32 protein-coding genes, 2 pseudogenes and 1 other annotated feature are annotated in these 20,637 nt (G+C 55.2%); all 34 genes and pseudogenes read right to left on the reverse strand.

What is annotated here, in order from left to right:
• Positions 1–48: 48 nt before the first annotated feature.
• Positions 49–1,356, reverse strand: a complete 1,308-nt coding sequence (locus tag AKU94_RS00615) for a replication-associated recombination protein A (protein ID WP_050525434.1) — start codon at positions 1,354–1,356, stop codon at positions 49–51.
• 79 nt (positions 1,357–1,435) lie between these two features.
• Positions 1,436–2,023: an acyl-homoserine-lactone synthase gene (locus AKU94_RS00620; protein WP_050525435.1), complete on the reverse strand. Its 588-nt coding sequence runs from the start codon at positions 2,021–2,023 to the stop codon at positions 1,436–1,438.
• 51 nt (positions 2,024–2,074) lie between these two features.
• Complete coding sequence (locus AKU94_RS00625; RefSeq protein WP_050525436.1) at positions 2,075–2,686, reverse strand: helix-turn-helix transcriptional regulator; 612 nt, start codon at positions 2,684–2,686, stop codon at positions 2,075–2,077.
• Positions 2,687–2,833: 147 nt separating this feature from the next.
• Positions 2,834–3,797, reverse strand: a pseudogene (locus AKU94_RS18825) (IS3 family transposase).
• Positions 3,375–3,530: a sequence feature (AL1L pseudoknot), on the reverse strand. (Overlaps the previous pseudogene by 156 nt.)
• 18 nt (positions 3,798–3,815) lie before the next feature.
• Positions 3,816–4,101: pseudogene (locus AKU94_RS20755) on the reverse strand (integrase core domain-containing protein); the annotation flags it as partial.
• A 371-nt stretch (positions 4,102–4,472) separates the two neighbouring features.
• Positions 4,473–4,610 carry a hypothetical protein gene (locus tag AKU94_RS20760; protein WP_408633647.1) on the reverse strand — a complete coding sequence of 46 codons (138 nt, stop codon included), beginning with the start codon at positions 4,608–4,610 and terminating at the stop codon, positions 4,473–4,475.
• A gap of 629 nt (positions 4,611–5,239) precedes the next feature.
• A complete protein-coding gene (rplQ, locus tag AKU94_RS00650; RefSeq protein ID WP_050525439.1) occupies positions 5,240–5,659 on the reverse strand; it encodes a 50S ribosomal protein L17 in 420 nt (139 codons plus the stop codon).
• Between the two features lie 154 nt (positions 5,660–5,813).
• On the reverse strand, positions 5,814–6,830 hold the full coding sequence (locus AKU94_RS00655; protein WP_050525465.1) for a DNA-directed RNA polymerase subunit alpha: 1,017 nt from the start codon (positions 6,828–6,830) through the stop codon (positions 5,814–5,816).
• Positions 6,831–6,949: 119 nt separating this feature from the next.
• Positions 6,950–7,339 (reverse strand): 30S ribosomal protein S11, encoded by a 390-nt coding sequence (gene rpsK / locus AKU94_RS00660; RefSeq protein WP_050525440.1) that lies wholly within the window; start codon positions 7,337–7,339, stop codon positions 6,950–6,952.
• Positions 7,340–7,352: 13 nt separating this feature from the next.
• Positions 7,353–7,721, reverse strand: a complete 369-nt coding sequence (rpsM, locus tag AKU94_RS00665) for a 30S ribosomal protein S13 (RefSeq protein ID WP_050525466.1) — start codon at positions 7,719–7,721, stop codon at positions 7,353–7,355.
• Positions 7,722–7,899: 178 nt separating this feature from the next.
• Positions 7,900–8,553: an adenylate kinase gene (locus AKU94_RS00670; protein WP_050525441.1), complete on the reverse strand. Its 654-nt coding sequence runs from the start codon at positions 8,551–8,553 to the stop codon at positions 7,900–7,902.
• A 9-nt stretch (positions 8,554–8,562) separates the two neighbouring features.
• Entirely contained in the window at positions 8,563–9,918 is a 1,356-nt protein-coding gene (secY, locus tag AKU94_RS00675) for a preprotein translocase subunit SecY (RefSeq protein ID WP_050525442.1), read from the reverse strand.
• A gap of 112 nt (positions 9,919–10,030) precedes the next feature.
• Positions 10,031–10,510: a 50S ribosomal protein L15 gene (gene rplO / locus AKU94_RS00680; protein ID WP_050525443.1), complete on the reverse strand. Its 480-nt coding sequence runs from the start codon at positions 10,508–10,510 to the stop codon at positions 10,031–10,033.
• Positions 10,511–10,764: 254 nt separating this feature from the next.
• Positions 10,765–10,971, reverse strand: a complete 207-nt coding sequence (gene rpmD, locus AKU94_RS00685; RefSeq protein WP_050525444.1) for a 50S ribosomal protein L30 — start codon at positions 10,969–10,971, stop codon at positions 10,765–10,767.
• Between the two features lie 2 nt (positions 10,972–10,973).
• Entirely contained in the window at positions 10,974–11,537 is a 564-nt protein-coding gene (rpsE, locus tag AKU94_RS00690) for a 30S ribosomal protein S5 (protein WP_050525445.1), read from the reverse strand.
• An 11-nt stretch (positions 11,538–11,548) separates the two neighbouring features.
• Positions 11,549–11,908 carry a 50S ribosomal protein L18 gene (gene rplR / locus AKU94_RS00695; RefSeq protein WP_050525446.1) on the reverse strand — a complete coding sequence of 120 codons (360 nt, stop codon included), beginning with the start codon at positions 11,906–11,908 and terminating at the stop codon, positions 11,549–11,551.
• 11 nt (positions 11,909–11,919) lie between these two features.
• On the reverse strand, positions 11,920–12,453 hold the full coding sequence (gene rplF, locus AKU94_RS00700) for a 50S ribosomal protein L6 (RefSeq protein ID WP_050525467.1): 534 nt from the start codon (positions 12,451–12,453) through the stop codon (positions 11,920–11,922).
• 10 nt (positions 12,454–12,463) lie between these two features.
• Positions 12,464–12,862 (reverse strand): 30S ribosomal protein S8, encoded by a 399-nt coding sequence (gene rpsH, locus AKU94_RS00705; RefSeq protein ID WP_157056342.1) that lies wholly within the window; start codon positions 12,860–12,862, stop codon positions 12,464–12,466.
• Positions 12,863–12,874: 12 nt separating this feature from the next.
• Positions 12,875–13,180 (reverse strand): 30S ribosomal protein S14, encoded by a 306-nt coding sequence (gene rpsN / locus AKU94_RS00710; protein WP_050525447.1) that lies wholly within the window; start codon positions 13,178–13,180, stop codon positions 12,875–12,877.
• 17 nt (positions 13,181–13,197) lie between these two features.
• Positions 13,198–13,758 (reverse strand): 50S ribosomal protein L5, encoded by a 561-nt coding sequence (rplE, locus tag AKU94_RS00715; protein ID WP_050525448.1) that lies wholly within the window; start codon positions 13,756–13,758, stop codon positions 13,198–13,200.
• Positions 13,758–14,063: a 50S ribosomal protein L24 gene (rplX, locus tag AKU94_RS00720; RefSeq protein WP_050525449.1), complete on the reverse strand. Its 306-nt coding sequence runs from the start codon at positions 14,061–14,063 to the stop codon at positions 13,758–13,760. Before rplX ends, rplE begins: the two co-directional genes overlap by 1 nt.
• On the reverse strand, positions 14,063–14,431 hold the full coding sequence (gene rplN, locus AKU94_RS00725; protein ID WP_050525450.1) for a 50S ribosomal protein L14: 369 nt from the start codon (positions 14,429–14,431) through the stop codon (positions 14,063–14,065). The genes rplX and rplN overlap by 1 nt, the downstream gene beginning before the upstream one ends.
• A gap of 69 nt (positions 14,432–14,500) precedes the next feature.
• Complete coding sequence (gene rpsQ, locus AKU94_RS00730; protein ID WP_050525451.1) at positions 14,501–14,734, reverse strand: 30S ribosomal protein S17; 234 nt, start codon at positions 14,732–14,734, stop codon at positions 14,501–14,503.
• Between the two features lie 12 nt (positions 14,735–14,746).
• Complete coding sequence (gene rpmC, locus AKU94_RS00735) at positions 14,747–14,998, reverse strand: 50S ribosomal protein L29 (protein WP_050525452.1); 252 nt, start codon at positions 14,996–14,998, stop codon at positions 14,747–14,749.
• A gap of 295 nt (positions 14,999–15,293) precedes the next feature.
• Positions 15,294–15,707: a 50S ribosomal protein L16 gene (rplP, locus tag AKU94_RS00740; protein WP_050525453.1), complete on the reverse strand. Its 414-nt coding sequence runs from the start codon at positions 15,705–15,707 to the stop codon at positions 15,294–15,296.
• Positions 15,708–15,719: 12 nt separating this feature from the next.
• Complete coding sequence (gene rpsC, locus AKU94_RS00745; protein ID WP_050525454.1) at positions 15,720–16,430, reverse strand: 30S ribosomal protein S3; 711 nt, start codon at positions 16,428–16,430, stop codon at positions 15,720–15,722.
• Positions 16,430–16,810, reverse strand: a complete 381-nt coding sequence (gene rplV, locus AKU94_RS00750; RefSeq protein ID WP_050525455.1) for a 50S ribosomal protein L22 — start codon at positions 16,808–16,810, stop codon at positions 16,430–16,432. Before rplV ends, rpsC begins: the two co-directional genes overlap by 1 nt.
• A 3-nt stretch (positions 16,811–16,813) precedes the next feature.
• Positions 16,814–17,092 carry a 30S ribosomal protein S19 gene (gene rpsS, locus AKU94_RS00755; protein WP_050525456.1) on the reverse strand — a complete coding sequence of 93 codons (279 nt, stop codon included), beginning with the start codon at positions 17,090–17,092 and terminating at the stop codon, positions 16,814–16,816.
• Between the two features lie 3 nt (positions 17,093–17,095).
• Positions 17,096–17,935 (reverse strand): 50S ribosomal protein L2, encoded by an 840-nt coding sequence (gene rplB, locus AKU94_RS00760; protein ID WP_050525457.1) that lies wholly within the window; start codon positions 17,933–17,935, stop codon positions 17,096–17,098.
• 168 nt (positions 17,936–18,103) lie between these two features.
• Positions 18,104–18,400: a 50S ribosomal protein L23 gene (locus AKU94_RS00765; RefSeq protein ID WP_050524395.1), complete on the reverse strand. Its 297-nt coding sequence runs from the start codon at positions 18,398–18,400 to the stop codon at positions 18,104–18,106.
• Positions 18,397–19,017 carry a 50S ribosomal protein L4 gene (rplD, locus tag AKU94_RS00770; RefSeq protein ID WP_050525458.1) on the reverse strand — a complete coding sequence of 207 codons (621 nt, stop codon included), beginning with the start codon at positions 19,015–19,017 and terminating at the stop codon, positions 18,397–18,399. The genes AKU94_RS00765 and rplD overlap by 4 nt, the downstream gene beginning before the upstream one ends.
• Positions 19,007–19,858 carry a 50S ribosomal protein L3 gene (gene rplC / locus AKU94_RS00775; protein WP_083444867.1) on the reverse strand — a complete coding sequence of 284 codons (852 nt, stop codon included), beginning with the start codon at positions 19,856–19,858 and terminating at the stop codon, positions 19,007–19,009. Before rplC ends, rplD begins: the two co-directional genes overlap by 11 nt.
• 11 nt (positions 19,859–19,869) lie before the next feature.
• Positions 19,870–20,178 carry a 30S ribosomal protein S10 gene (rpsJ, locus tag AKU94_RS00780; protein ID WP_050525460.1) on the reverse strand — a complete coding sequence of 103 codons (309 nt, stop codon included), beginning with the start codon at positions 20,176–20,178 and terminating at the stop codon, positions 19,870–19,872.
• Positions 20,179–20,255: 77 nt separating this feature from the next.
• Positions 20,256–20,637: EF-Tu C-terminal domain-related protein (locus AKU94_RS00785; RefSeq protein WP_456300030.1), on the reverse strand; the 382-nt coding region annotated here is incomplete at its 5' end.

A 20,637-nucleotide genomic window follows, 5' to 3' on the forward strand; every position in this document is an offset into this window, starting at 1 on the left:
GCTATCTGTGCTTGTGGGGACCTTTTGTCAACCACACAAGGCCGCCCCCTAGGATTGGCGCTTGGCCCGTAGCTTAGCGAAATAGTCGATCCGCTTGTTCAGCTCGCGTTCAAACCCGCGCTCGGGGGGGGAGTACCAGATCGGACGCTTCATGGTGTCAGGGAAATAGTTCTGCCCCGAGAACCCATCCTCGGCATCATGGTCATAGGCATAGCCCGTGCCATAGCCGATATCCTTCATCATCTTGGTCGGCGCATTCAGGATATGCTTTGGCGGCGGCTCCGATCCGGTCTGCTTGGCCGCAGCGCGCGCCGCCTTATAGGCCGTATAAACCCCGTTGGATTTGGGCGCGAGCGCCAGATAGACCAAGGCCTGCGCCAGCGCCAACTCCCCTTCGGGGCTGCCAAGCCGCTCATAGGTTTGCCAGCTTTGCAGGCAGATGTCTTGGGCCTGGGGATCGGCCAAACCGATATCCTCAACCGCCATCCGCGTGATGCGGCGCGCCAGGAAACGCGGGTCCTCGCCGCCCTCAAGCATCCGCGCGAACCAGTACAGGGCGGCATCCGGGTCCGAGCCGCGCACCGATTTATGCAGCGCCGATATCAGATTGTAATGCTCCTCACCCGATTTATCATATTTCGCCGCACGGCGCATCAATCGCGTCGCAAGCTGGTCGCGGGTCAGGTGGCTGTCCAGCTTCCACGCCGAGATCTGTTCAATCAGATTCAGCAACGCACGGCCATCGCCATCGGCCATCTCCAGCATCGCCTCTCGCGCATCGCCCTTGAGGGGTAAGGCAGCGCCCAGTTCATGTTCGGCGCGTTGGGCCAGCAGCTCCAGCTCTGTCAGTGTCAACCGTTCCAGTACAATCACCTGAGAGCGTGAGAGCAAAGCTGCATTCAGCTCAAAGCTGGGGTTTTCCGTGGTGGCACCGACCAAAAGGATCGTGCCATCCTCCATATAGGGCAAAAATCCGTCTTGCTGGGCTTTGTTGAAACGGTGAATCTCATCGACGAACAACAAAGTGCCTTGGCCGTTTTGCCTCCGCAAGCGTGCCGATTCGAAAACCTTGCGCAACTCTGGAACGCCAGTGAAAATCGCCGAGATCTGCACAAAGGAAAGGTCTGTCTCATCGGCAAGCAACCGGGCAATCGTGGTCTTGCCCACACCCGGCGGCCCCCAGAGAACCAAGGACGACAAGGAACCTGACATCAGCATCGATCCCAGGGGCCCATCCTCGGCCAAAACCTTTGCCTGCCCGATCACCTCGGACAACTTGCGCGGGCGCAAGCGGTCCGCCAAAGGGCGCGGGCCGGTTGCTGTGGGCAGAGGGGTTTTGTCAAAAAGATCGCTCATAGCCACGATCTTACGCCCCCCGTATCAGGTTAGGAAGGGCAATTTAGCGCCCTTCCTGACCATACCGAAACAATCACCCTTAATGCATTTTTGGCGCCATATTGATGGTGACGCAAACACAATCCACACCGTCAATATCCATGATCGGGCCCGCTGGCTCACATTCCAAGCCGACCCGGCGGCCAAGCCTGCGAGAGTTTTCCGGGATAAGCCCCAGAACCGAGCTTGCGCCCAGACTGCGTGCGGAAATGACCATCTCATGGCGCAGCTGAAGCTGTACCCGCAGGCGCATATTGGCCGGAACCAAATCCGACACAAACACCCGGCTGCTTTCCCAGATGTGATCGGCAACGGGGGCCTCATCATAAAGCAGATTTCCCGGAATAGAATTCAACAGCCCCAACTGTGCATCACGGATCATATAGGAATAGATCCCACAGCGATGTGTGGTCGGTGTCAGCCGGATTCCAGCAAGCACCTGCCCGTTTTCATGCACGGCAACCCAGCGGCTTGCCGGCGTGTCGTATTGGTCAAACTCCATCCCGTTGGCCTGTGGCAAATCCCATTTGTTTTGCAGGATAAAAGACCGGTGACGGGCACGAAACATATTCGCAAACAGTTCACCATGATTGTGCAGATTCTCATACGAGAGTGTAGTGACTTCCATTGTAGTACTCCTTCTGGGGTTGAAAACCGACTGAAAGGGCGCCATTCGCCCTTAAAGCAACCGATATTCTCGCGCTTTGCGCAACGCTTCGGAAGTGGTTCGCGCTTCAAGCCGCGTTCGCGCCGATGTAAGGCGCGCCTTGAAGGCACTTTCCGATATCCCCAGTTTTGCTGCCGCAGCAGTGTGGCGGTCACCATTCGCAATGCAATGCAATGCTTCTATTTGTGCTTTGGTCAGTTTCGTCGGCGGTCTGGCCTCAATGTGCAAGCGCGCGGTGATCTCGGCCAGCCGGGCCAAATCATCATCCGAGAATTCCCGATCAGAGCTACAAATGCCCGCCATAGAGCGCGATGTGATCGGACCATAAGAAGACACAGCCCCAAATTTCAGCCCATATGTGGCAGCTTTTTTAAGCACATTGAACGGATCGGGAAGCTGGATCTCGCTCCAGCGGGCTGTACCTGTCGTTCCAATTCCCCAAAACACCAATGGGTCACGCAAGTAATAGGAGTTTTCATTGTAATAGGCGACCCATTCCTCAGGGTAGCGACTATGGTAAATCATCGGGGACGCAAAGCGGATATGCAAACCAACAGCGTAACCTTGAGGCGCAAGGTCACCAAGCTCCGCATATAAATCTGAAAGTTTCGTTTGCAATGACATCGTTCCCGAAAAAGCCTTTCTAGTACCTTGACTGGTACTGAAGCATCACGCGTAGGCTACCACAATCTTCATTAATTTTCTGTTTAGGGCAACCAGAAGCACCAAGTAATATATGGCAGCCAGAGGGTAAAAAAAGGGCCTATATACTTAACGCCACCTCTTGAATCGCCCCGGTTCACCGGACACCTTTCGCTTCACTTCACGCCTACTATCGAGCGGGTTGTGCTGTGTATAAAAGTTCTGTTCGGCCTGCTGGCGGTATGTTTCCGATGGGGCCAAGCAGGCGCCGGCGATTAAGCCAATCGACCCGGCAGAGTGTCGCCATTTTCAGGTCCTGCATGTTGCATCACGGTCCTTGACGATGGACCAACTCGGTTTTGCAGAGGCCGTTCATCGTCTCAGCGAGGACATTGTATTGGGGCGCGGATGTGTCCGGGATCGTTGCTTTGACACCCTTTCCACGCACCGCACCACGGATGCCGATCTGCTTTTTCAATCTTTCCACCGTGCATCTGGCCACCTCAAAGCCTTCCCGCTTCAACTGATGCCACGCCTTGCGCACGCCGTAGACCTGTTAGTTTGCATCCCAGACCCGTTTGATTTCTGGGCGCAGCTCCGTATCTTGCTGATGCCGGATCGAGGCTGTGAAAGGGGCGGCCTGGCACACCAAGCGATGGTAATAAATCGACGGCGCAATCGGCAGCACCCTGCAGATCGACCCGACACCGCAAACAATGCGCTGATCTGCAATGAAGGCGATCATCGCTTCAGTGGACGGTCGAGGTCCCGCTGCCCTCTTGCGGTTTGACTTCAAACCGCAAGAGGGACCTGTGCAAAATAAGCTGGCGCCTTGCGCAATATCTCATTCGCTTGGGGGCAGCTCTCAAGCCTCCCTTTCAAGAGCTTTGATCCGGTCACGCTCATCGGTAGTGACGCCATCGCGCAGGCCGCTGTCTTTCTCGGCCCGTTTGACCCATCCGCTCAAGGAGTGCGAAATACAGCCGATCTTCGGGGCAATGGCCACGATCGCGACCGCCTGCGTTTCGTACGAGCCTAAAGGTGATAGTCTTTGACAAACCCGGGGCAATTCAGCCCACCGAGTGGTACAAATTAAGTGTTATTGCGTGGTTTACCTTTGGTCTATTGGTATGATGCTCTTTGGTGCCGGTGGGCGGTAACCTAAAGCGCTATGTGGCCTGACCGTGTTGTAGTGTCGTCATCTCTCGATGAGGATATGTGCCTCACGCAGCGCGTAGAAGACCTCACCATTGATCAGTTTGTCCCAAAAACCTGAGTTGAAGCTCTCGCAGTAGCCATTTTCCATGGCTATCGCGGGGCGATGAACGCTGTTTTGGCACCAGGGCGCCGATCCAAACGCACACCTTATTGGCGATAAATTTCGGGTCATTCTCCGCTGCCTTCTCGCGGTTTGCAGGCAAAGCGCGAGATGGCGATTTTTGTGTCTTCCGGCGGGCCCCGCAGTATGAACAGATCAGTCAGTGCGTCGACCACATATGCTGAATTGAGTTTTCGATTGACGCGGATCATCCCGTCGACAGGCAGGCGATGCTTGCACCGCCTAGAGGGCCCTCCTTCGTAAACCCATCAATGCTATTCAGCGTGCGATATCCGCGTCCTTCGTGGGTCCGCTCCTGAACAAAGTCATAGAAAAGACGTGGTTCGGATGCTCAGGCCGCAGCCGAACGCACGATCCGTCATTCAGCCAAAGAGGATTCTTATTGGGTTGTTTTCGCCAGAGTTTCAGCTCTTCCCGCCGCCAAATTCGCTACCGTTGCCCTCTCGGGATCTTGCTGCGCAAGGCCTTGCGGTACAGCGCATAGCGTCTAACCTCTTGTGTCAGTGCGATGGTGTTCTCGGTCAGCCGCTTTTCGTCCCGCAAGCCACAAGGAAGCTTGCGGCTCACATCGAACGATACGGCCCAAGTGTCCGGCAGGCCCGGCGCTCAGATGCGCCGAGAGCCTGCTGCACATGATAAATGCACTGACGGCGCCGAGAATGGCTTAGAAATGTCGCTGTGCGGACCTTTGGTTCCCCGCGCAGCCTCAGTGAGGACCACCTTGCCCAATATCAAATCCGACACTGCCCGCATGAGCCGGGTGTTCCAAGTCCCAAGCGATTTGGAGCGATTGAGCTGACCGTGGCTCATACCGCCATACTCTTTATGCCACCTATAATAGCTCTGAACCGTCACACCGATCTGACGCACAGTTTTCGCCGTCGACCTTCCTTGTCCTTGCAGAACATCAACTTGTCACGGTTGCAGCACGGTATCTTCCGGCTTGCCTCGTTTTCCAGCCATTTTTTGCTCCTCCTGCAATCGGGATAAACATACCCCGGCGGGTGGACCACTTCAGAGGGGGCATTCCACCTCGCATAAGCAAAGTGTATCTGACGTGACACAAAAATATCGTACTGGAATTAAACTTTCCAAAGTTAATTGACGCAGCAGGCCGTTTTTCGTGGAGAAATTATATAGACCAAAAAAGGCCCGCCATAAATGGCGGGCCTTGCAATATCAGCAACAGAGGCGTCTTAGCCTTCGTCGGCTTCATTCGCTGCGACGCGTGCCTTATCAGCAGCACCCTTGGCATTCGGATCACGGTCAACGAACTCGATGATCGCCATTGGCGCCATATCACCGTAACGGAAACCTGCCTTCAAAACGCGCACATAGCCGCCCTGACGCTCTTTGTACCGTGGCCCGAGAATTTCAAACAGGCGCGCAACATATTGCTCTTGCTTCAACTGAGCAGAGGCCTGACGGCGCGCGTGCAAATCACCACGTTTTGCCAACGTGATAAGTTTTTCGATGATCGGACGCAGTTCCTTTGCCTTCGGCAAGGTTGTCTTGATCTGCTCATGCTCAATGAGCGAGCCGCACATGTTGGCAAACAGCGCTTTGCGGTGTTCATGTGTACGGTTTAGACGGCGGTAACCACGAGAGTGACGCATTTAAATATCTCCTAAAGTCGCGTTTTACTTTGTCCGGCGGGTCCTGCTTTTGGGCCCACTCACCTTGGGGTCATAGGACCCGGTCATTCCCCATCAATATGGGCATTTTAAGAGTGCTGTGGCACCGATCCAAGCTGACCGGTACCACGGCAAATCAAAACTGGTCTTCGAAGCGTTTGGCCAAATCTTCGATATTTTCTGGCGGCCAATCCTCAACATCCATGCCAAGATGCAAGCCCATACCAGACAGCACTTCCTTAATTTCATTCAAGGATTTGCGGCCAAAGTTAGGCGTGCGCAGCATTTCAGCTTCGGTCTTCTGGATAAGATCGCCAATATAAACGATATTGTCGTTCTTCAGGCAGTTTGCCGAACGTACCGAGAGTTCCAGTTCGTCCACTTTTTTCAGCAACAGCGGATTGAATTCCAACCCGTCATCAACATCCGAACGTGTGGCCGACTCCGGCTCTTCAAAGTTCACGAAGATCGACAGCTGGTCTTGCAAGATGCGCGCAGCATAGGCCAAAGCGTCATCCGGCGTCAGCGATCCGTCGGTCTCGATCTTCATAGTCAGCTTGTCATAGTCCAGAACTTGACCTTCACGGGTCGGCTGCACTTCATAGCTGACTTTCTTTACCGGCGAGTAAATCGCATCGATCGGAATCAAGCCGATTGGCGCATCTTCCGGACGGTTTTTGTCTGCCGAAACATAGCCCTTGCCGGTATTAACGGTCAGTTCCATGAACAGATCAGCACCGTCATCAAGGTGGCAAATCACATGCTCTTTGTTCAGAACATCAATCCCGGCGGTTTCCGTAATGTCCCCTGCGGTTACAACGCCCGGCCCTTTGGCCGAGATCGAAAGCCGCTTCGGGCCCTCAACCTCCATACGCAGGCTGACGCCCTTCAGGTTCAAAACGATGTCGGTAACATCTTCACGCACACCGGCAACGCTGGAAAACTCATGCAAAACATTGTCGATCTGCACAGAGGTGATGGCGCCACCCTGCAAAGATGACATCAGCACGCGGCGCAAAGCATTGCCCAGCGTCAAGCCAAAGCCGCGCTCCAGCGGTTCGGCGATAACAGTCGCGGTACGCAACGCATCTGCACCGGGGTTTACCACCAGTTGCGTCGGTTTGATCAATTCGGCCCAATTTTTGTGGATCATGCGGATAGCCTCCATACCTGTCTTCTGCCCATGTCCCTAAGCAGTCGACGCCCGAGGATGTAAAATGCCGAAACCGGGCAGAGCGCAAAAAGCACCCAGCCCGGCCGAATAGAGATCTTTTAGACGCGGCGACGCTTTGGCGGACGGCAGCCGTTGTGTGCCATTGGCGTCACGTCACGAATCGATGTGATGTTCAGACCAGCAGCAGCCAGAGCGCGCAGTGCAGATTCGCGGCCCGAACCAGGGCCCTGCACTTCAACCTCAAGCGTCTTCACGCCATGTTCCTGCGCCTTGCGGGCTGCATCCTCTGCTGCCATCTGGGCGGCATAAGGTGTCGATTTGCGCGACCCTTTAAAGCCCATGGTGCCCGAAGAGGACCAGGAAATTGCATTGCCCTGAACGTCAGAGATCAGGATTTTTGTGTTGTTGAACGAGGAATTCACATGCGCAACGCCAGCGGCGATGTTTTTGCGCTCCTTACGCTTCATACGAGTCTTTTCGCGTGCCATATCTCAGTGCCCCTTATTTCTTCTTGCCGGCAATGGCCTTTGCGGGGCCTTTGCGGGTGCGAGCATTGGTATGTGTACGCTGACCGCGAACCGGCAGGTTACGACGGTGACGCAGGCCACGGTAGCAACCAAGGTCCATCAAGCGTTTGATGTTCATCGAAGTTTCACGACGCAAGTCACCTTCAACGGTGAAGTTGGCATCGATATGTTCGCGGATCGCAAGCACTTCGGCATCCGAAAGCTCGTTTACGCGACGGGTGCGGTCAATACCAACAGCCTCGCAGATCAACTCTGCGCTCTGGGAGCCGATCCCGGTGATATAAGTCAATGCGATGGGGACACGTTTCCCCGTCGGAATGTTTACGCCAGCAATACGAGCCACGCGCGCTTCCTTTCGTTGCGGTTCCGTCATGCCAGAACCTTTTTTCACAACCCAGGAACGGCGAGTCCGTCCCTGATGTTTTCGTTTAAAATTATCGGAATTCCGACTAAAACGATTCCCCTAGGGGACGCTGTGCAATATGGGGTTTTGCACGGCCCGTCAAGGCCGGGCGTAGCAATTATTCGACACCGTCCAGAACGGCGGCAATTGACCCTGCGACAGCATCCATTTCAGCCAAACCGTCAATCGATGTCAGATCACCTTTTGCATAGTAATAACCCAACAAAGGCGACGTTTTCTTATAATATTCCATCAGACGTGTCCGCAACGTATCAGCGTTGTCATCCGCGCGCCTCACCATTTGCGTAGCGCCGCAATCATCGCAGACACCCTCAACTTTAGCAGGGCGGGTCTGATCATGATAGACCGAACCACAGGCACCACAGGTATAGCGCCCCGTGATCCGCGCAACCAAGGCCGCATCATCGACCTGCATCTCGATCACCGCATCAAGGTTCTGGCCGACCTCTGCCAACAGCTCTCCCAAGGCATCGGCCTGCGCCAAGGTCCGAGGGAAGCCGTCAAAGATGAAACCACCACCCGCAGCCCCGGCGAGTTTTTCACGGATCAAGCCAATCACGACTCCATCGGTGACCAACTCCCCGCGTTCCATGATGGCGGCAACCTTGCGCCCCATCTGGGATCCCGACGTCTTGGCTTCACGCAGCATATCACCGGTTGAGAGTTGCACCATATTGCGCGCCTCAACCAAACGTTTTGCCTGCGTACCTTTTCCGGCCCCCGGCGGGCCCAGCAAAATTATATTAGTCATGGATTCCCCTTAGCGCCGAGCTGAACCGGACTTGCCACGCTTCTTGCCGCGCAAGTTGGACTTCTCGATAAGCCCTTCATATTGATGGGCAAGCAAATGCGATTGGACCTGATTGATCGTATCCATCGTCACCGACACCACAATCAACACCGACGTCCCGCCGAAATAAAAGGGAATGCCCAACTGATGGCGCAGCACCTCGGGCAATAGGCAGACCAATGCCAGATAACCAGACCCAAGGACAAGGATGCGATTGACCACATATTCCAGATATTCCTCGGTCCGTTTGCCGGGACGAATACCAGGCACAAAACCGTTCTGGCTTTTGAGGTTCTCAGCCACATCTTCCACCTTGAAGGCCACATTGGCCGTGTAGAAATAGGCAAAGAAAACGATCATCGCGACAAAGAACACCAGATAAAGCGGCTGCCCCGGCCCGAAATAAGCCAGGATCGTCGACATGATCGGACCAGTTTGTGTGCCCGAGAACGTAGAGATCGTCGCAGGCAACAACAGCAATGATGAGGCAAAGATCGCAGGGATAACACCGGCCGGATTCACCTTGACCGGCAGATGGCTTGACCCACCATCATAAACCTTCATCCCCACTTGGCGGCGTGGATATTGGATATGGATCTTCCGCAGTGCGCGCTCCATGAACACCACAAAGGCGATCACGGCAACAACCATCACCAGGACCCCGATAATGATCGCAGGCGACAAGGCGCCAGAGCGCCCCTGGCTAAAGAATTGCGCCAAGGCTGCCGGGATTTCCGCCACAATACCGACGAAGATGATCAAGGAAATGCCGTTCCCGATACCGCGCGCGGTGATTTGTTCGCCCAGCCACATCAGGAACATAGTGCCGCCGACAAGCGTAATCACACAGGCGCCGATAAAGAACCAACCAGGCGATGTCACCAGGCTGCCGCTTTGCAGGCTGATCGCAATTCCATAGGCTTGAAACGACGCCAAGAGCACCGTGCCGTACCGCGTATATTGGTTGATTTTCTTCTGGCCTTGCTGGCCTTCTTTCTTCAGCTGTTCCAAACGCGGCACCATCGCTGTCAGAAGCTGCACAATGATGGAGGCCGAGATATAGGGCATTATCCCCAGCGCAAAAATTCCCATGCGGGAAATCGCGCCGCCGGTAAACATGTTGAGCATGCCACCGATGCCGGTCGTCAGATCGGCCATGAAATCACGCAACGCCGTGCCATCAATGCCCGGCACGGGGATATAGGTCCCGATACGGTACACGATCAGCAAACCGATGGTGAAAAATATCCGTTGACGCAGGTCAGACGCTTTTCCAAGCGCCCCCCAGCTAAGATTTGCCGCCATTTGTTCCGCAGCTGAGGCCATGGTTAACTATCTCCGCAGGCACTAAAGGAAGCGCCACCAAACCGTTTTCCGGTCGGCGGCGCGAGAAAACTTAACCGAAGATGTAAGCCGTCTTGCGCCGGCTCACAACCTCTTATTCTGCTGCAGCCGTTGCAGGTGCAGTAACAGTAAGGCTGCCCCCCGCTTTTGCCACCAGGTCAACCGCCGAAGCAGAAGCGCCCGTCACGATCAAAGTGATCTTGGCTTTCAGCTCACCCTTGGCCAAAACACGGATCCCATCCAGCTTGCTCTTGGTCAGACCGGCCGCAATGATCGCATCTTCGGTGATGTCAGCTTTGATGTCCAGCTTGCCAGCGTCGATAAATTTCTGGATCAGGCCCAGATTTACCACAGCATAGTGCTTTGCATTCGGCTTGGTAAAACCACGCTTTGGCAAGCGGCGATAAAGAGGCATTTGCCCGCCTTCGTAACCACCGATTGCCACGCCCGAACGTGACTTTTGGCCTTTGATACCGCGGCCACCCATTTTACCCTTGCCCGAACCCGGGCCACGCGCAACGCGTTTTTGCTTCTTGGCCGCACCGGCGTTGTCGGAAAGTTGATTCAGTTTCATGTCGCTTCTCCTTTTGCCGGATGTGACCCCCAGCGACGGGAGTGGCCAAACACGGCGTTTCTTGATTCTTTCGGGCCGAACAGACCACTGAAAGCGTATAAGCCGTGCCCGCCAGGGTTTCAAGCACAACTATCTAGTCTACCCGATACAAATCAGGGTCACACCCCCTGCCCCGTACCAAAACGAAAACGCCCCACGGCTTCCCGCAGGGCGTCTTCAAAACACATCATGTGGATAAATTCCACAGAGGCCAATCAGCCGCGCTCTTCGATGATCTCAACAAGATGCGAGATCTTGCTGACCATGCCGCGCACCGAAGGAGTATCCTCCAGTTCACGGGTGCGGTTCATCTTATTCAGGCCAAGGCCCTTCAAAGTTGCTGTCTGGATTGCCGGACGGCGTGCTGCAGAACGAACCTGCTTTACGACGATGGTCTTACCAGCGGTTTTCTTGTCAGCCATGATTATGCCTCCACAGTTTCAGCAGGGGCGTCGTTCTTGCCGAGAATGTCAGCCACCTTCTTGCCGCGGCGCTGCGCGACTTGACGTGGGCTGGATTCCTGCTTCAAGCCATCGATGGTCGCGCGGATCATGTTATACGGGTTCTGGGAACCGGTGGATTTCGCCACCACGTCCTGCAATCCCAACATTTCAAAAACAGCACGCATCGGACCACCAGCGATGATCCCGGTACCGGCAACGGCGGTCCGCATGACCACTTTACCCGCGCCGTGACGGCCTTCCATGTCGTGATGAAGCGTGCGGCTGTCTTTCAACGGTACACGAATCATCTGACGCTTGGCCTGCTCGGTTGCCTTACGAATGGCCTCCGGCACTTCTTTGGCTTTACCTTTGCCAAAACCTACGCGGCCACGCTGATCGCCCACAACCACGAGGGCTGCGAAACCAAAGCGCTTACCGCCTTTAACGGTTTTAGACACACGATTGATCGCAACCAGACGATCTGCGAATTCCGGGGTTTCTTCGCGGCTATCGCGACGGTCCCGACGGTTTTCTTCTCTTGCCATCTGATTACTCCTCAGAACTTCAGGCCGCCTTCACGGGCAGCGTCGGCCAAAGCCTTGATCTTACCGTGAAAGAGGAAACCACCACGGTCAAAATAGCATTCTTCGACCCCAGCCTTCTTAGCCCGCTCGGCAATCGCCGCACCGATTTTCGTCGCCGCTTCGACGTTGTTCTTGCCCAAACAGCCCAGATCCTTTTCGAGGGTCGAAGCTGCGGCCAAAGTAACGCCGTTTACGTCGTCGATCAACTGTACGCTGATATTCTTGCTGGACCGATGAACGGAAAGACGCGCACGTCCATTCGCCATCGCCTTGATTTTGTTCCGAACGCGCAAGCGGCGCTTGAGGAACAGCTGTCGTTTTGTGTTCGCCATTTTTACGCCCCTTACTTCTTCTTGCCTTCTTTGCGGAACACGAATTCACCCTTATAGCGGATACCTTTGCCTTTATAAGGCTCGGGCTTACGCCATTCACGGATGTTCGCAGCAACCTGGCCAACAACCTGTTGGTCAATGCCTTCCACAACGATTTCAGTTTGCTTCGGAGCCGTCACAGTTACGCCAGCGGGAACAACAAAGTCCACATCGTGGCTATAGCCAAGTGACAGTTTCAGAACGTTGCCAGCCATTGCGGCACGGTAACCAACACCCTGAATTTCCAACTCTTTTTTGAAACCCGTTGTAACACCGGTTACAAGGTTTTCAATTTGCTTACGGGTCATACCCCACTGCGAGCGTGCGCGCTTGGACATGCCGCGCGGTGTAACCGTCACAACATTGTCCTCGATCGCGATCGTCACATCGTCGGTCGCACCGAAAGTACGCGTGCCTTTCGGCCCTTTTACTTCGATGGTCTGGCCGGACAGGGACGCGGTAACGCCCTTGGGCAGCTCGAGCGGTTTCTTGCCAATACGAGACATCTTGCCCTCCTCAGAACACGGTGCAGAGCACTTCGCCACCAACATTGGCGGATCGTGCAGCTGCATCGGACATGACGCCTTTCGACGTGGAGACGATTGAGACACCAAGGCCGTTACGAACCGAAGGAACATCCTTCGAACCCATATAAACCCGGCGACCCGGCTTAGAGACGCGCTTAAGCTCACGAATGACTGGCGTGCCTTCAAAATACTTGAGGCTGATCATGATTTCGCCCTGACCGTCAGCGGTCTCGGCCTTCTCATAACCCCGGATGTAGCCTTCATTGGCCAGCACATCCAACACCCATGCGCGCAGCTTGGAAGCTGGCGTTTTAACGGTCGATTTGCCACGCATCTGCGCATTGCGGATACGTGTCAGCATATCGCCGAGAGGATCGTTCATCATCATCGTGCGACCTCCTTACCAGCTGGATTTGACCATGCCGGGGATCTGGCCAAAGGAGGCCAAATCACGCAGCATGATGCGCGAAAGTTTAAGCTTGCGGTAATACGCATGCGGACGACCCGTCAACTGGCAGCGGTTGTGCAGACGCACAGCCGACCCGTTACGGGGAAGCGATGCCAATTTCAAAGTCGCCTTGAAGCGATCTTCCATTGGCAAGTCTTGATTGTTGATAACCTCTTTAAGTGCAGCGCGTTTGGCAGCATCACGTGCAACCATCTTTGCGCGTTTCACTTCGCGGTTTACCATGGATTTTTTAGCCATATCTCTCTTCCTCCCGCTTACGCCGTGAAGGGCATGTTGAAGTTTTTCAACAGTGCCTTCGCTTCCGCGTCGGTATTCGCGGTGGTGCAGATGATGATGTCCATACCCAGAACTTCGTCGACAGTGTCGAAGTTAATCTCCGGGAACACGAGCTGTTCTTTCAGGCCCATCGCATAGTTGCCACGGCCATCGAACGAAGTCGGCTTCACACCGCGAAAGTCGCGCACGCGCGGCAAAGCGATAGTGATCAGACGATCGAGGAATTCGTACATTTTGTCGCCACGCAGGGTCACCTTGCAGCCAAGCGGCATTTCTTCACGCACGCGGAAACCAGCGATGGATTTCTTTGCATGGGTGACGACAGCTTTTTGACCGGCGATCAGGCTCAGCTCTTCAGCGGCCTTTTTCACCTTTTTAGTGTCCTTAACAGCTTCACCAACGCCCATATTGATCACGATCTTGTCCAGACGCGGGATCATCATGTCGTTCTTGTAGCCGAATTCTTCCTTGAGGGCCGCGCGGATTGTATCCGTGTAAACACCCTTCAAGCGCGGGGTATAAGTTGCTTGGTCCAGCATCAGATTGCGTCCCCCGTTGTCTTGGCAAAACGCACTTTCTTGTCGTCTTCCATACGGAATCCGACGCGCGTTGGTTTACCGTTCGCATCAACCAACGCAAGGTTGGAAAGCGCGATCGGCATTGCCTTGGAAATGCGGCCGCCCTGGTTGCCCTGGCTTTGCTTGGTGTGGCGGATGGCAAGATTCAGGCCATCAACAACAGCTTTACCGGCAGTCGGGTTAACAGAGGAGATTTCGCCCTCTTTACCCTTATCCTTGCCCGTAAGCACGACGACCTTGTCGCCTTTTTTAAGTTTCGCAGCCATCAGAGCACCTCCGGAGCCAGCGAGATAATCTTCATGAAGTTTTTTGCGCGCAGCTCACGTACCACTGGCCCGAAAATACGAGTACCAACGGGCTCACCCTGATTGCTCAGGATAACAGCGGCGTTGCGGTCAAAACGGATTGCGGTGCCGTCTTCGCGACGGACTTCTTTGGCGGTACGAACGACAACGGCTTTACGCACGTCACCCTTCTTAACACGACCGCGCGGAATGGCTTCTTTCACCGACACTACGATAATGTCGCCGACCGAAGCATACCGACGGTGTGAACCGCCCAGAACCTTAATGCACTGAACGCGACGAGCGCCGCTATTGTCAGCAACATCCAGGTTGGTCTGCATCTGGATCATTTGGTTTCTCCCGACCTTTGGGGGCCCATCCCCCAGGGTTTCGTAAAATAGCTATGGATGGATTGGCGCTTACGCGTCCAGAACCACCGTCCAGCGTTTCGTTTTCGACATCGGCGCGCATTCTTGAATACGCACAGTGTCACCGATCTTGAACTGGTTCGCCTCGTCATGCGCACGGTATTTCTTGGACTTACGAACAGTCTTTTGCAGAAGTGGGTGCTTGAAGCGGCGTTCAACCGATACCGTGATGGTCTGGTTGTTCTGGTCGCCAGTTACGGTGCCTTGCAGGATGCGTTTGGGCATAATCTAGGCTCCTTAATTCGCGATGGCGGCTTCGGCCGCCTTTTGGTTCAACACCGTCATAACACGTGCAACTTCACGGCGGACGCTGCGCATACGAGCGGTATTTTCAAGCTGGCCAGTCGCCTGCTGGAAGCGCAGGTTGAACGCTTCTTTCTTCAACGCGACCAACTGATCGCGCAACTGGTCAGGCGTCTTTGCGACCAATTCAGATGCTGCCGAGCTTGCAGCGCCTTTCTTGGCTTTCGCGGTGGCTTTTGCGGCCATGTACCTTTTTCCTTCTTCACATCACCGGAGGGCCCGTAAGGGTCACCCTGTATCCGATGGAGACAATAAAAAATCACCGAATCCGGAAACCCGGAATCGCAAGATGGCTTCGTATAGGGCCCTAGCCCCATAAGGGCAAGGGAAGATTAAGCCCCCAGCCAATCAAACTTCATCACGCTACATGAGCGCCTCATACCAACCAAACACCAGTGCACTTGGGAGTAAAACGAAAAACCCCGCCAAATACGGCGGGGTTCCTCAATTTTCTGATCAGGAAATGTTACCCCGATACGACTTACCAGTCTTCGCGTTCAACAACACGCGTTTGCACTGGAAGCTTCATCGCGCCAAGGCGAAGTGCCTCACGTGCGATCACTTCGGAGACGCCGTCGATCTCAAACATCACGCGGCCAGGTTTAACCTTGGCTGCCCAATAGTCGACAGAGCCTTTACCCTTACCCATCCGCACTTCGGTCGGCTTGGACGAAACTGGAACATCTGGAAAAATCCGGATCCAGACACGCCCTTGACGCTTCATGTGGCGAGTGATGGCACGACGTGCAGCTTCGATCTGGCGCGCGGTAACGCGCTCAGGCTGTACTGCCTTCAGGCCGTAGGTCCCGAAGTTCAGCAAAAAGCCGCCCTTGGCTTCACCACTGATCTTGCCTTTGAACTGTTTGCGGAACTTGGTCCGTTTAGGTTGCAGCATCTTTTTGCTCCCTTACGTGCGTTCGCGGCGCGGTTGACGCGGAACAGCGCCTTCCTGTGCCTCGGCGTGACGACGATCATGTGCCTGCGGATCGTGCTCAAGGATTTCGCCCTTAAAGATCCACACTTTCACGCCGATGATGCCATAGGCAGTCAGCGCTTCATGATGGGCATAGTCGATATCAGCACGCAATGTGTGCAGGGGAACGCGGCCTTCGCGGTACCATTCAGTACGCGCAATTTCAGCGCCACCCAAGCGGCCAGCCACGTTCACACGGATGCCCAAGGCCCCCATGCGCATCGCGTTCTGCACGCCACGCTTCATGGCACGACGGAAAGAAACCCGACGCTCCATCTGCTGTGCGATCGATTCTGCTACCAGCTTGGCATCCATCTCCGGCTTGCGGATCTCAACGATGTTGAGGTGCAGTTCGGAGTCTGTAAACGCTGTCAGCTTCTTGCGAAGCGTCTCGATGTCAGCGCCTTTTTTGCCAATGATGACGCCCGGACGTGCAGTGTGAATGGTCACACGGCACTTCTTGTGCGGACGCTCGATGATGACTTTGGAGACGCCCGCCTGGGCGCAATCCTTGTGGATGAATTCGCGCATACGCAAGTCTTCCAGCAGTAGGTCGCCATAGTCTTTCGACTCAGCGAACCAACGGCTGTCCCAGGTACGGTTAACCTGGAGGCGCATACCGATCGGATTGACCTTCTGACCCATTATGCGGACTCCCCTTTTTGCCGTACCAAAATCGTCAGCTGGCTGAACGGCTTCATGATCTTGCCAAAACGGCCACGTGCGCGTGGACGGCCACGCTTCAACGTCAGGTTCTTACCGCAATAAGCTTCGGCAACGATCAACTCGTCCACGTCAAGACCGTGGTTGTTTTCTGCGTTGGCGATAGCCGACTGCAAGCATTTCTTCACGTCCTGAGCGATACGCTTTTTGGAGAAGGTGAGGTCGGCCAAAGCCTTGTCAACTTTCTTACCGCGGATCAGACCGGCGACGAGATTAAGCTTTTGCGGCGAGGTACGAAGCATTTTGGCGACTGCCATTGCTTCGTTATCGGCCACGCGGCGCGCATTTTTTGCCTTGCCCATGACTTATTTCCTCTTGGCTTTTTTGTCGGCGGCGTGACCGTAGTAGGTCCGTGTCGGCGAATACTCACCAAACTTCTGGCCGATCATTTCTTCACTCACGTTAACAGGAACGTGCTTTTTACCATTATAGACGCCAAACGTCAGACCGACGAACTGCGGCAGAATGGTAGAACGACGCGACCAGATCTTGATCACTTCGTTTTTGCCACCTTCGCGCGACTTTTCGGCCTTTTTCAGGACGTAGCCATCAACGAAAGGGCCTTTCCAGATTGAACGTGCCATGGATTAACGGCCCTTCTTCTTGGCGTGACGCGACCGGACAATATACTTGTCGGTGGTCCGGTTCGAACGGGTACGGTTGCCCTTGGTGCCCTTGCCCCATGGTGTAACCGGGTGACGACCGCCAGATGTACGGCCTTCGCCGCCGCCATGAGGGTGATCGATCGGGTTCATTGCCACACCGCGAACGGTCGGGCGCACACCCTTGTGACGCATACGGCCCGCTTTACCGAAGTTCTGGTTCGAGTGGTCAGCGTTAGACACGGCACCAACGGTAGCCATGCATTCCTGACGCACCATCCGCAATTCGCCCGAGGACAAACGGATCTGCGCGTAACCACCGTCGCGACCTACAAACTGGGCGTAGGTGCCAGCAGCACGAGCAATCTGCCCGCCTTTGCCCGGCTTCATTTCGACATTATGAACAATCGTACCGATAGGCATGCCGGAAAACGGCATCGCATTCCCAGGCTTCACGTCCGTTTTTGCACCAGCGACGATGCTATCACCAACAGCAAGACGCTGCGGTGCGAGGATGTAGTTAAGCGTACCATCCTCATACTTCACCAAAGCGATGAAAGCCGTGCGGTTGGGGTCATATTCGATCCGCTCAACCACCGCTGCCATGTCGTGTTTGGTGCGCTTGAAATCCACGATACGGTAAAGGCGCTTTGCCCCACCGCCCTTGTGCCACATCGTAATACGTCCGGTGTTGTTCCGGCCACCTGTCTTGGTCAAACCCTGAGTTAGGGCTTTGACCGGGCGGCCTTTCCACAGCTCCGAACGGTCGATCAGAACCAACCCGCGTTGGCCAGGCGTCGTCGGTTTGTACGACTTGAGTGCCATGCTCTCTGTCTTCCGTCAGCTTAAGGGCCACAAAATGTGGCCAAGGTTATAGGGCTCCGTAGATCCCCGGGGGTCTTTGCAAGTCAGGCATCGGTCGCCTACACCCTGCATCGCGAAAAAATCCACGGCCCCGAGAAGTCCCGAGGCCGTGAGATTCGTTGCCTTCTATCAAAGCCCGGTAGAGACGTCGATAGTATTTCCCTCTTCGAGGGTCACATAGGCTTTTTTCTTGTCGGAACGAACGCCGGGGCGTCCCTTGAACCGCTTTACCTTACCTTTGGTGATGGTCGTGTTCACGGCCTTCACCTTGACGCCAAAGACAGCCTCAACAGCTTCTTTGATCATTGGTTTGGTTGCATCCATCGCCACCTGAAAGACAACAGCATTGGCTTCAGAAGCCATGGTTGCCTTTTCGGTGATGATCGGCTTGCGGATCACATCGTAATGGTTTGGTTTCACGCTCATTTCAAACGAGCCTCCAGTGCTTCGATACCTGCTTTGGTGATCACCAACTGATCCCGCTTCAGGATATCATAGACGTTCGCACCCATGCTTGGCAGCACATCGATGGACTCGATGTTACGGGCCGCAAGGGCAAAGTTACCGTCAACTTCGGCACCGTCGATGATCAGCACGCGCTTCCAACCCAGTTCCTTTGCCATTTTGGCAAGGGAGGAGGTCTTGGCATCGGCCATCGTCGCCGCGTCCAGGATGATCAGCTCACCCGCTTTGGCCTTGGCCGACAGCGCATGACGCAGACCAAGCGCACGGAACTTCTTTGGAAGCTCATGTGCGTGGCTACGCGGGGTTGGACCCTTGTAGATACCACCGTGACGGAAGATCGGCGCGCCTTTGTCACCGTGACGTGCGCCACCAGTGCCTTTTTGGCGATAGATCTTCTTGGTCGAGTAGCTCACGTCCGAACGACCCAGCGTCGAGTGTGTGCCAGCTTGGGCGCGTGCCCGCTGCCAGCGCACCACACGGTGCAGGATGTCAGCGCGTGGCTCAAGGCCAAACAGTGCTTCGTTCAGGTCGATGGAACCGGCTTTGCCGCCGTCCAGCTTGATGACATCAGCCTTCATTTTTATCGCCTCCATCAGTCTGAGCCGGAGCATCCGCTGCCGCTGCTGCCTCTGCTGCATCTTCGGCGGCTGCCGCTTCTGCTGCCAAAGCTGCCGCGCGGGCTGCTTCTTCTTCCGCTGCTTCATTTGCTGCGGCTTCCGCTGCTTTCTTCGCAGCTTCACCAGCCGAACGCAAAGCTGCTGGCAGGATCACGTTTTCAGGCACGGCTTTCTTGACCGCATCCTTAACCGTAACCCAGCCGCCTTTGGAGCCTGGCACGGCGCCTTTGACCATGATCAAACCGCGCTCGCTGTCGGTTTTCATCACTTGCAGGTTTTGCGTGGTGATACGGGCAGCACCCATATGACCAGCCATCTTCTTACCTTTGAAGACCTTGCCCGGATCCTGACACTGGCCCGTGGAGCCGTGTGAACGGTGGCTGATCGACACACCGTGAGTGGCCCGCAGACCCCCAAAGTTGTGACGCTTCATCGCACCCTGGAAGCCTTTACCGATGGATGTTCCGGCGACATCCACATACTGACCTTCAAAGTAATGGTCAGCAGTGATCTCTTCACCAACATCAATCATGCAATCCGCGGTGACGCGGAATTCGGCAATCTTGCGCTTGGGCTGAACGTTCGCCTTCGCAAAATGGCCGCGCATCGCAGCAGTGGTCCGCTTGGCTTTGGCCAAACCAGCACCCAACTGAACGGCGGTATAACCGTCGCGATCAGCGGTACGCTGTGCCACAACCTGCAGGTTGTCGAGTTGAAGAACGGTTACAGGGATCTGTTTGCCGTCTTCGAGGAACAGCCGGGTCATGCCCAGCTTCTTTGCAATAACGCCAGAGCGCATAATCTGATGCCCCCTTATACTTTGATTTCGACGTCAACACCGGCAGCGAGGTCGAGCTTCATAAGCGCGTCCACGGTCTGGGGTGTTGGATCGACGATATCGAGAAGACGCTTATGCGTACGGATTTCCCACTGGTCGCGCGACTTCTTGTCGATGTGCGGGCCACGAAGAACCGTGAATTTCTCAATCTTGTTGGGCAGCGGAATCGGGCCGCGCACGGTGGCGCCAGTACGTTTCGCTGTGTTTACGATTTCCTGTGTGGACGCATCCAGCACCCGGTAATCGAAGGCACGCAGCCTGATACGGATCGTTTGACTTGACATATTTATTGCCCTTTAGGCCTGGCGGGAAATCAGGCCCGGCACTGCATGCAGTACCGGACCCGATCCCTCTGCCAATATTAAGCGATGATTTTCGATACGACGCCGGCGCCGACGGTACGACCGCCTTCACGGATGGCGAAGCGTAGTTTTTCTTCCATGGCGATTGGGGCGATCAGTTCGACTTCGAACTTCAGGTTGTCGCCTGGCATAACCATTTCAGTGCCTTCCGGCAGAACAACTGTCCCGGTTACGTCCGTGGTGCGGAAGTAAAACTGTGGACGGTAGTTTGCGAAGAACGGCGTGTGACGACCGCCTTCATCTTTCGTCAGAATGTAGGCCTCAGCCTCAAACTTGGTGTGTGGCTTGACCGAACCAGGCTTACACAGAACCTGACCACGCTCGATGCCCTCACGGTCAACACCGCGCAGCAAAAGACCAACGTTATCGCCGGCCTCACCC

This window comes from Pseudorhodobacter aquimaris (assembly GCF_001202025.1).
Classification (GTDB): domain Bacteria; phylum Pseudomonadota; class Alphaproteobacteria; order Rhodobacterales; family Rhodobacteraceae; genus Pseudorhodobacter; species Pseudorhodobacter aquimaris.

What these genes read in the sequence shown, in the direction of transcription:
- rplV (WP_050525455.1), bottom strand. Translation starts at nt 16,810, where the DNA reads ATGGGCAAGGCAAAAAATGCGCGCCGCGTGGCCGATAACGAAGCAATG.
- rpmC (WP_050525452.1), bottom strand. Translation starts at nt 14,998, where the DNA reads ATGGCCGCAAAAGCCACCGCGAAAGCCAAGAAAGGCGCTGCAAGCTCG.
- rplD (WP_050525458.1), bottom strand. Translation starts at nt 19,017, where the DNA reads ATGAAGGCTGATGTCATCAAGCTGGACGGCGGCAAAGCCGGTTCCATC.
- secY (WP_050525442.1), bottom strand. Translation starts at nt 9,918, where the DNA reads ATGGCCTCAGCTGCGGAACAAATGGCGGCAAATCTTAGCTGGGGGGCG.
- rplP (WP_050525453.1), bottom strand. Translation starts at nt 15,707, where the DNA reads ATGCTGCAACCTAAACGGACCAAGTTCCGCAAACAGTTCAAAGGCAAG.
- AKU94_RS00625 (WP_050525436.1), bottom strand. Translation starts at nt 2,686, where the DNA reads ATGTCATTGCAAACGAAACTTTCAGATTTATATGCGGAGCTTGGTGAC.
- rpsH (WP_157056342.1), bottom strand. Translation starts at nt 12,862, where the DNA reads ATGATGATGAACGATCCTCTCGGCGATATGCTGACACGTATCCGCAAT.
- rpsS (WP_050525456.1), bottom strand. Translation starts at nt 17,092, where the DNA reads ATGGCACGTTCAATCTGGAAAGGCCCTTTCGTTGATGGCTACGTCCTG.
- rpsE (WP_050525445.1), bottom strand. Translation starts at nt 11,537, where the DNA reads ATGGCAAGAGAAGAAAACCGTCGGGACCGTCGCGATAGCCGCGAAGAA.
- rplO (WP_050525443.1), bottom strand. Translation starts at nt 10,510, where the DNA reads ATGAAACTGAATCAACTTTCCGACAACGCCGGTGCGGCCAAGAAGCAA.
- AKU94_RS00615 (WP_050525434.1), bottom strand. Translation starts at nt 1,356, where the DNA reads ATGAGCGATCTTTTTGACAAAACCCCTCTGCCCACAGCAACCGGCCCG.
- AKU94_RS00670 (WP_050525441.1), bottom strand. Translation starts at nt 8,553, where the DNA reads ATGACTAATATAATTTTGCTGGGCCCGCCGGGGGCCGGAAAAGGTACG.
- rpsQ (WP_050525451.1), bottom strand. Translation starts at nt 14,734, where the DNA reads ATGCCCAAACGCATCCTGCAAGGCACCGTAACTGGCGACCAGAACAAC.
- rplE (WP_050525448.1), bottom strand. Translation starts at nt 13,758, where the DNA reads ATGCTGGACCAAGCAACTTATACCCCGCGCTTGAAGGGTGTTTACACG.
- rplQ (WP_050525439.1), bottom strand. Translation starts at nt 5,659, where the DNA reads ATGCGTCACTCTCGTGGTTACCGCCGTCTAAACCGTACACATGAACAC.
- AKU94_RS00620 (WP_050525435.1), bottom strand. Translation starts at nt 2,023, where the DNA reads ATGGAAGTCACTACACTCTCGTATGAGAATCTGCACAATCATGGTGAA.
- AKU94_RS00655 (WP_050525465.1), bottom strand. Translation starts at nt 6,830, where the DNA reads ATGATCCACAAAAATTGGGCCGAATTGATCAAACCGACGCAACTGGTG.
- rplF (WP_050525467.1), bottom strand. Translation starts at nt 12,453, where the DNA reads ATGTCTCGTATTGGCAAGAAACCGCTCGAGCTGCCCAAGGGCGTTACC.
- rplN (WP_050525450.1), bottom strand. Translation starts at nt 14,431, where the DNA reads ATGATCCAGATGCAGACCAACCTGGATGTTGCTGACAATAGCGGCGCT.
- rplX (WP_050525449.1), bottom strand. Translation starts at nt 14,063, where the DNA reads ATGGCTGCGAAACTTAAAAAAGGCGACAAGGTCGTCGTGCTTACGGGC.
- AKU94_RS00765 (WP_050524395.1), bottom strand. Translation starts at nt 18,400, where the DNA reads ATGAGCGTGAAACCAAACCATTACGATGTGATCCGCAAGCCGATCATC.
- rpmD (WP_050525444.1), bottom strand. Translation starts at nt 10,971, where the DNA reads ATGGCTGACAAGAAAACCGCTGGTAAGACCATCGTCGTAAAGCAGGTT.
- rplB (WP_050525457.1), bottom strand. Translation starts at nt 17,935, where the DNA reads ATGGCACTCAAGTCGTACAAACCGACGACGCCTGGCCAACGCGGGTTG.
- rpsC (WP_050525454.1), bottom strand. Translation starts at nt 16,430, where the DNA reads ATGGGTCAGAAGGTCAATCCGATCGGTATGCGCCTCCAGGTTAACCGT.
- rplR (WP_050525446.1), bottom strand. Translation starts at nt 11,908, where the DNA reads ATGGCGAACACAAAACGACAGCTGTTCCTCAAGCGCCGCTTGCGCGTT.
- rpsK (WP_050525440.1), bottom strand. Translation starts at nt 7,339, where the DNA reads ATGGCACGCGAAAAGACTCGTATGAAGCGTAAGGAGCGCAAAAACATC.
- rpsJ (WP_050525460.1), bottom strand. Translation starts at nt 20,178, where the DNA reads ATGTCAAGTCAAACGATCCGTATCAGGCTGCGTGCCTTCGATTACCGG.
- rpsN (WP_050525447.1), bottom strand. Translation starts at nt 13,180, where the DNA reads ATGGCTAAAAAATCCATGGTAAACCGCGAAGTGAAACGCGCAAAGATG.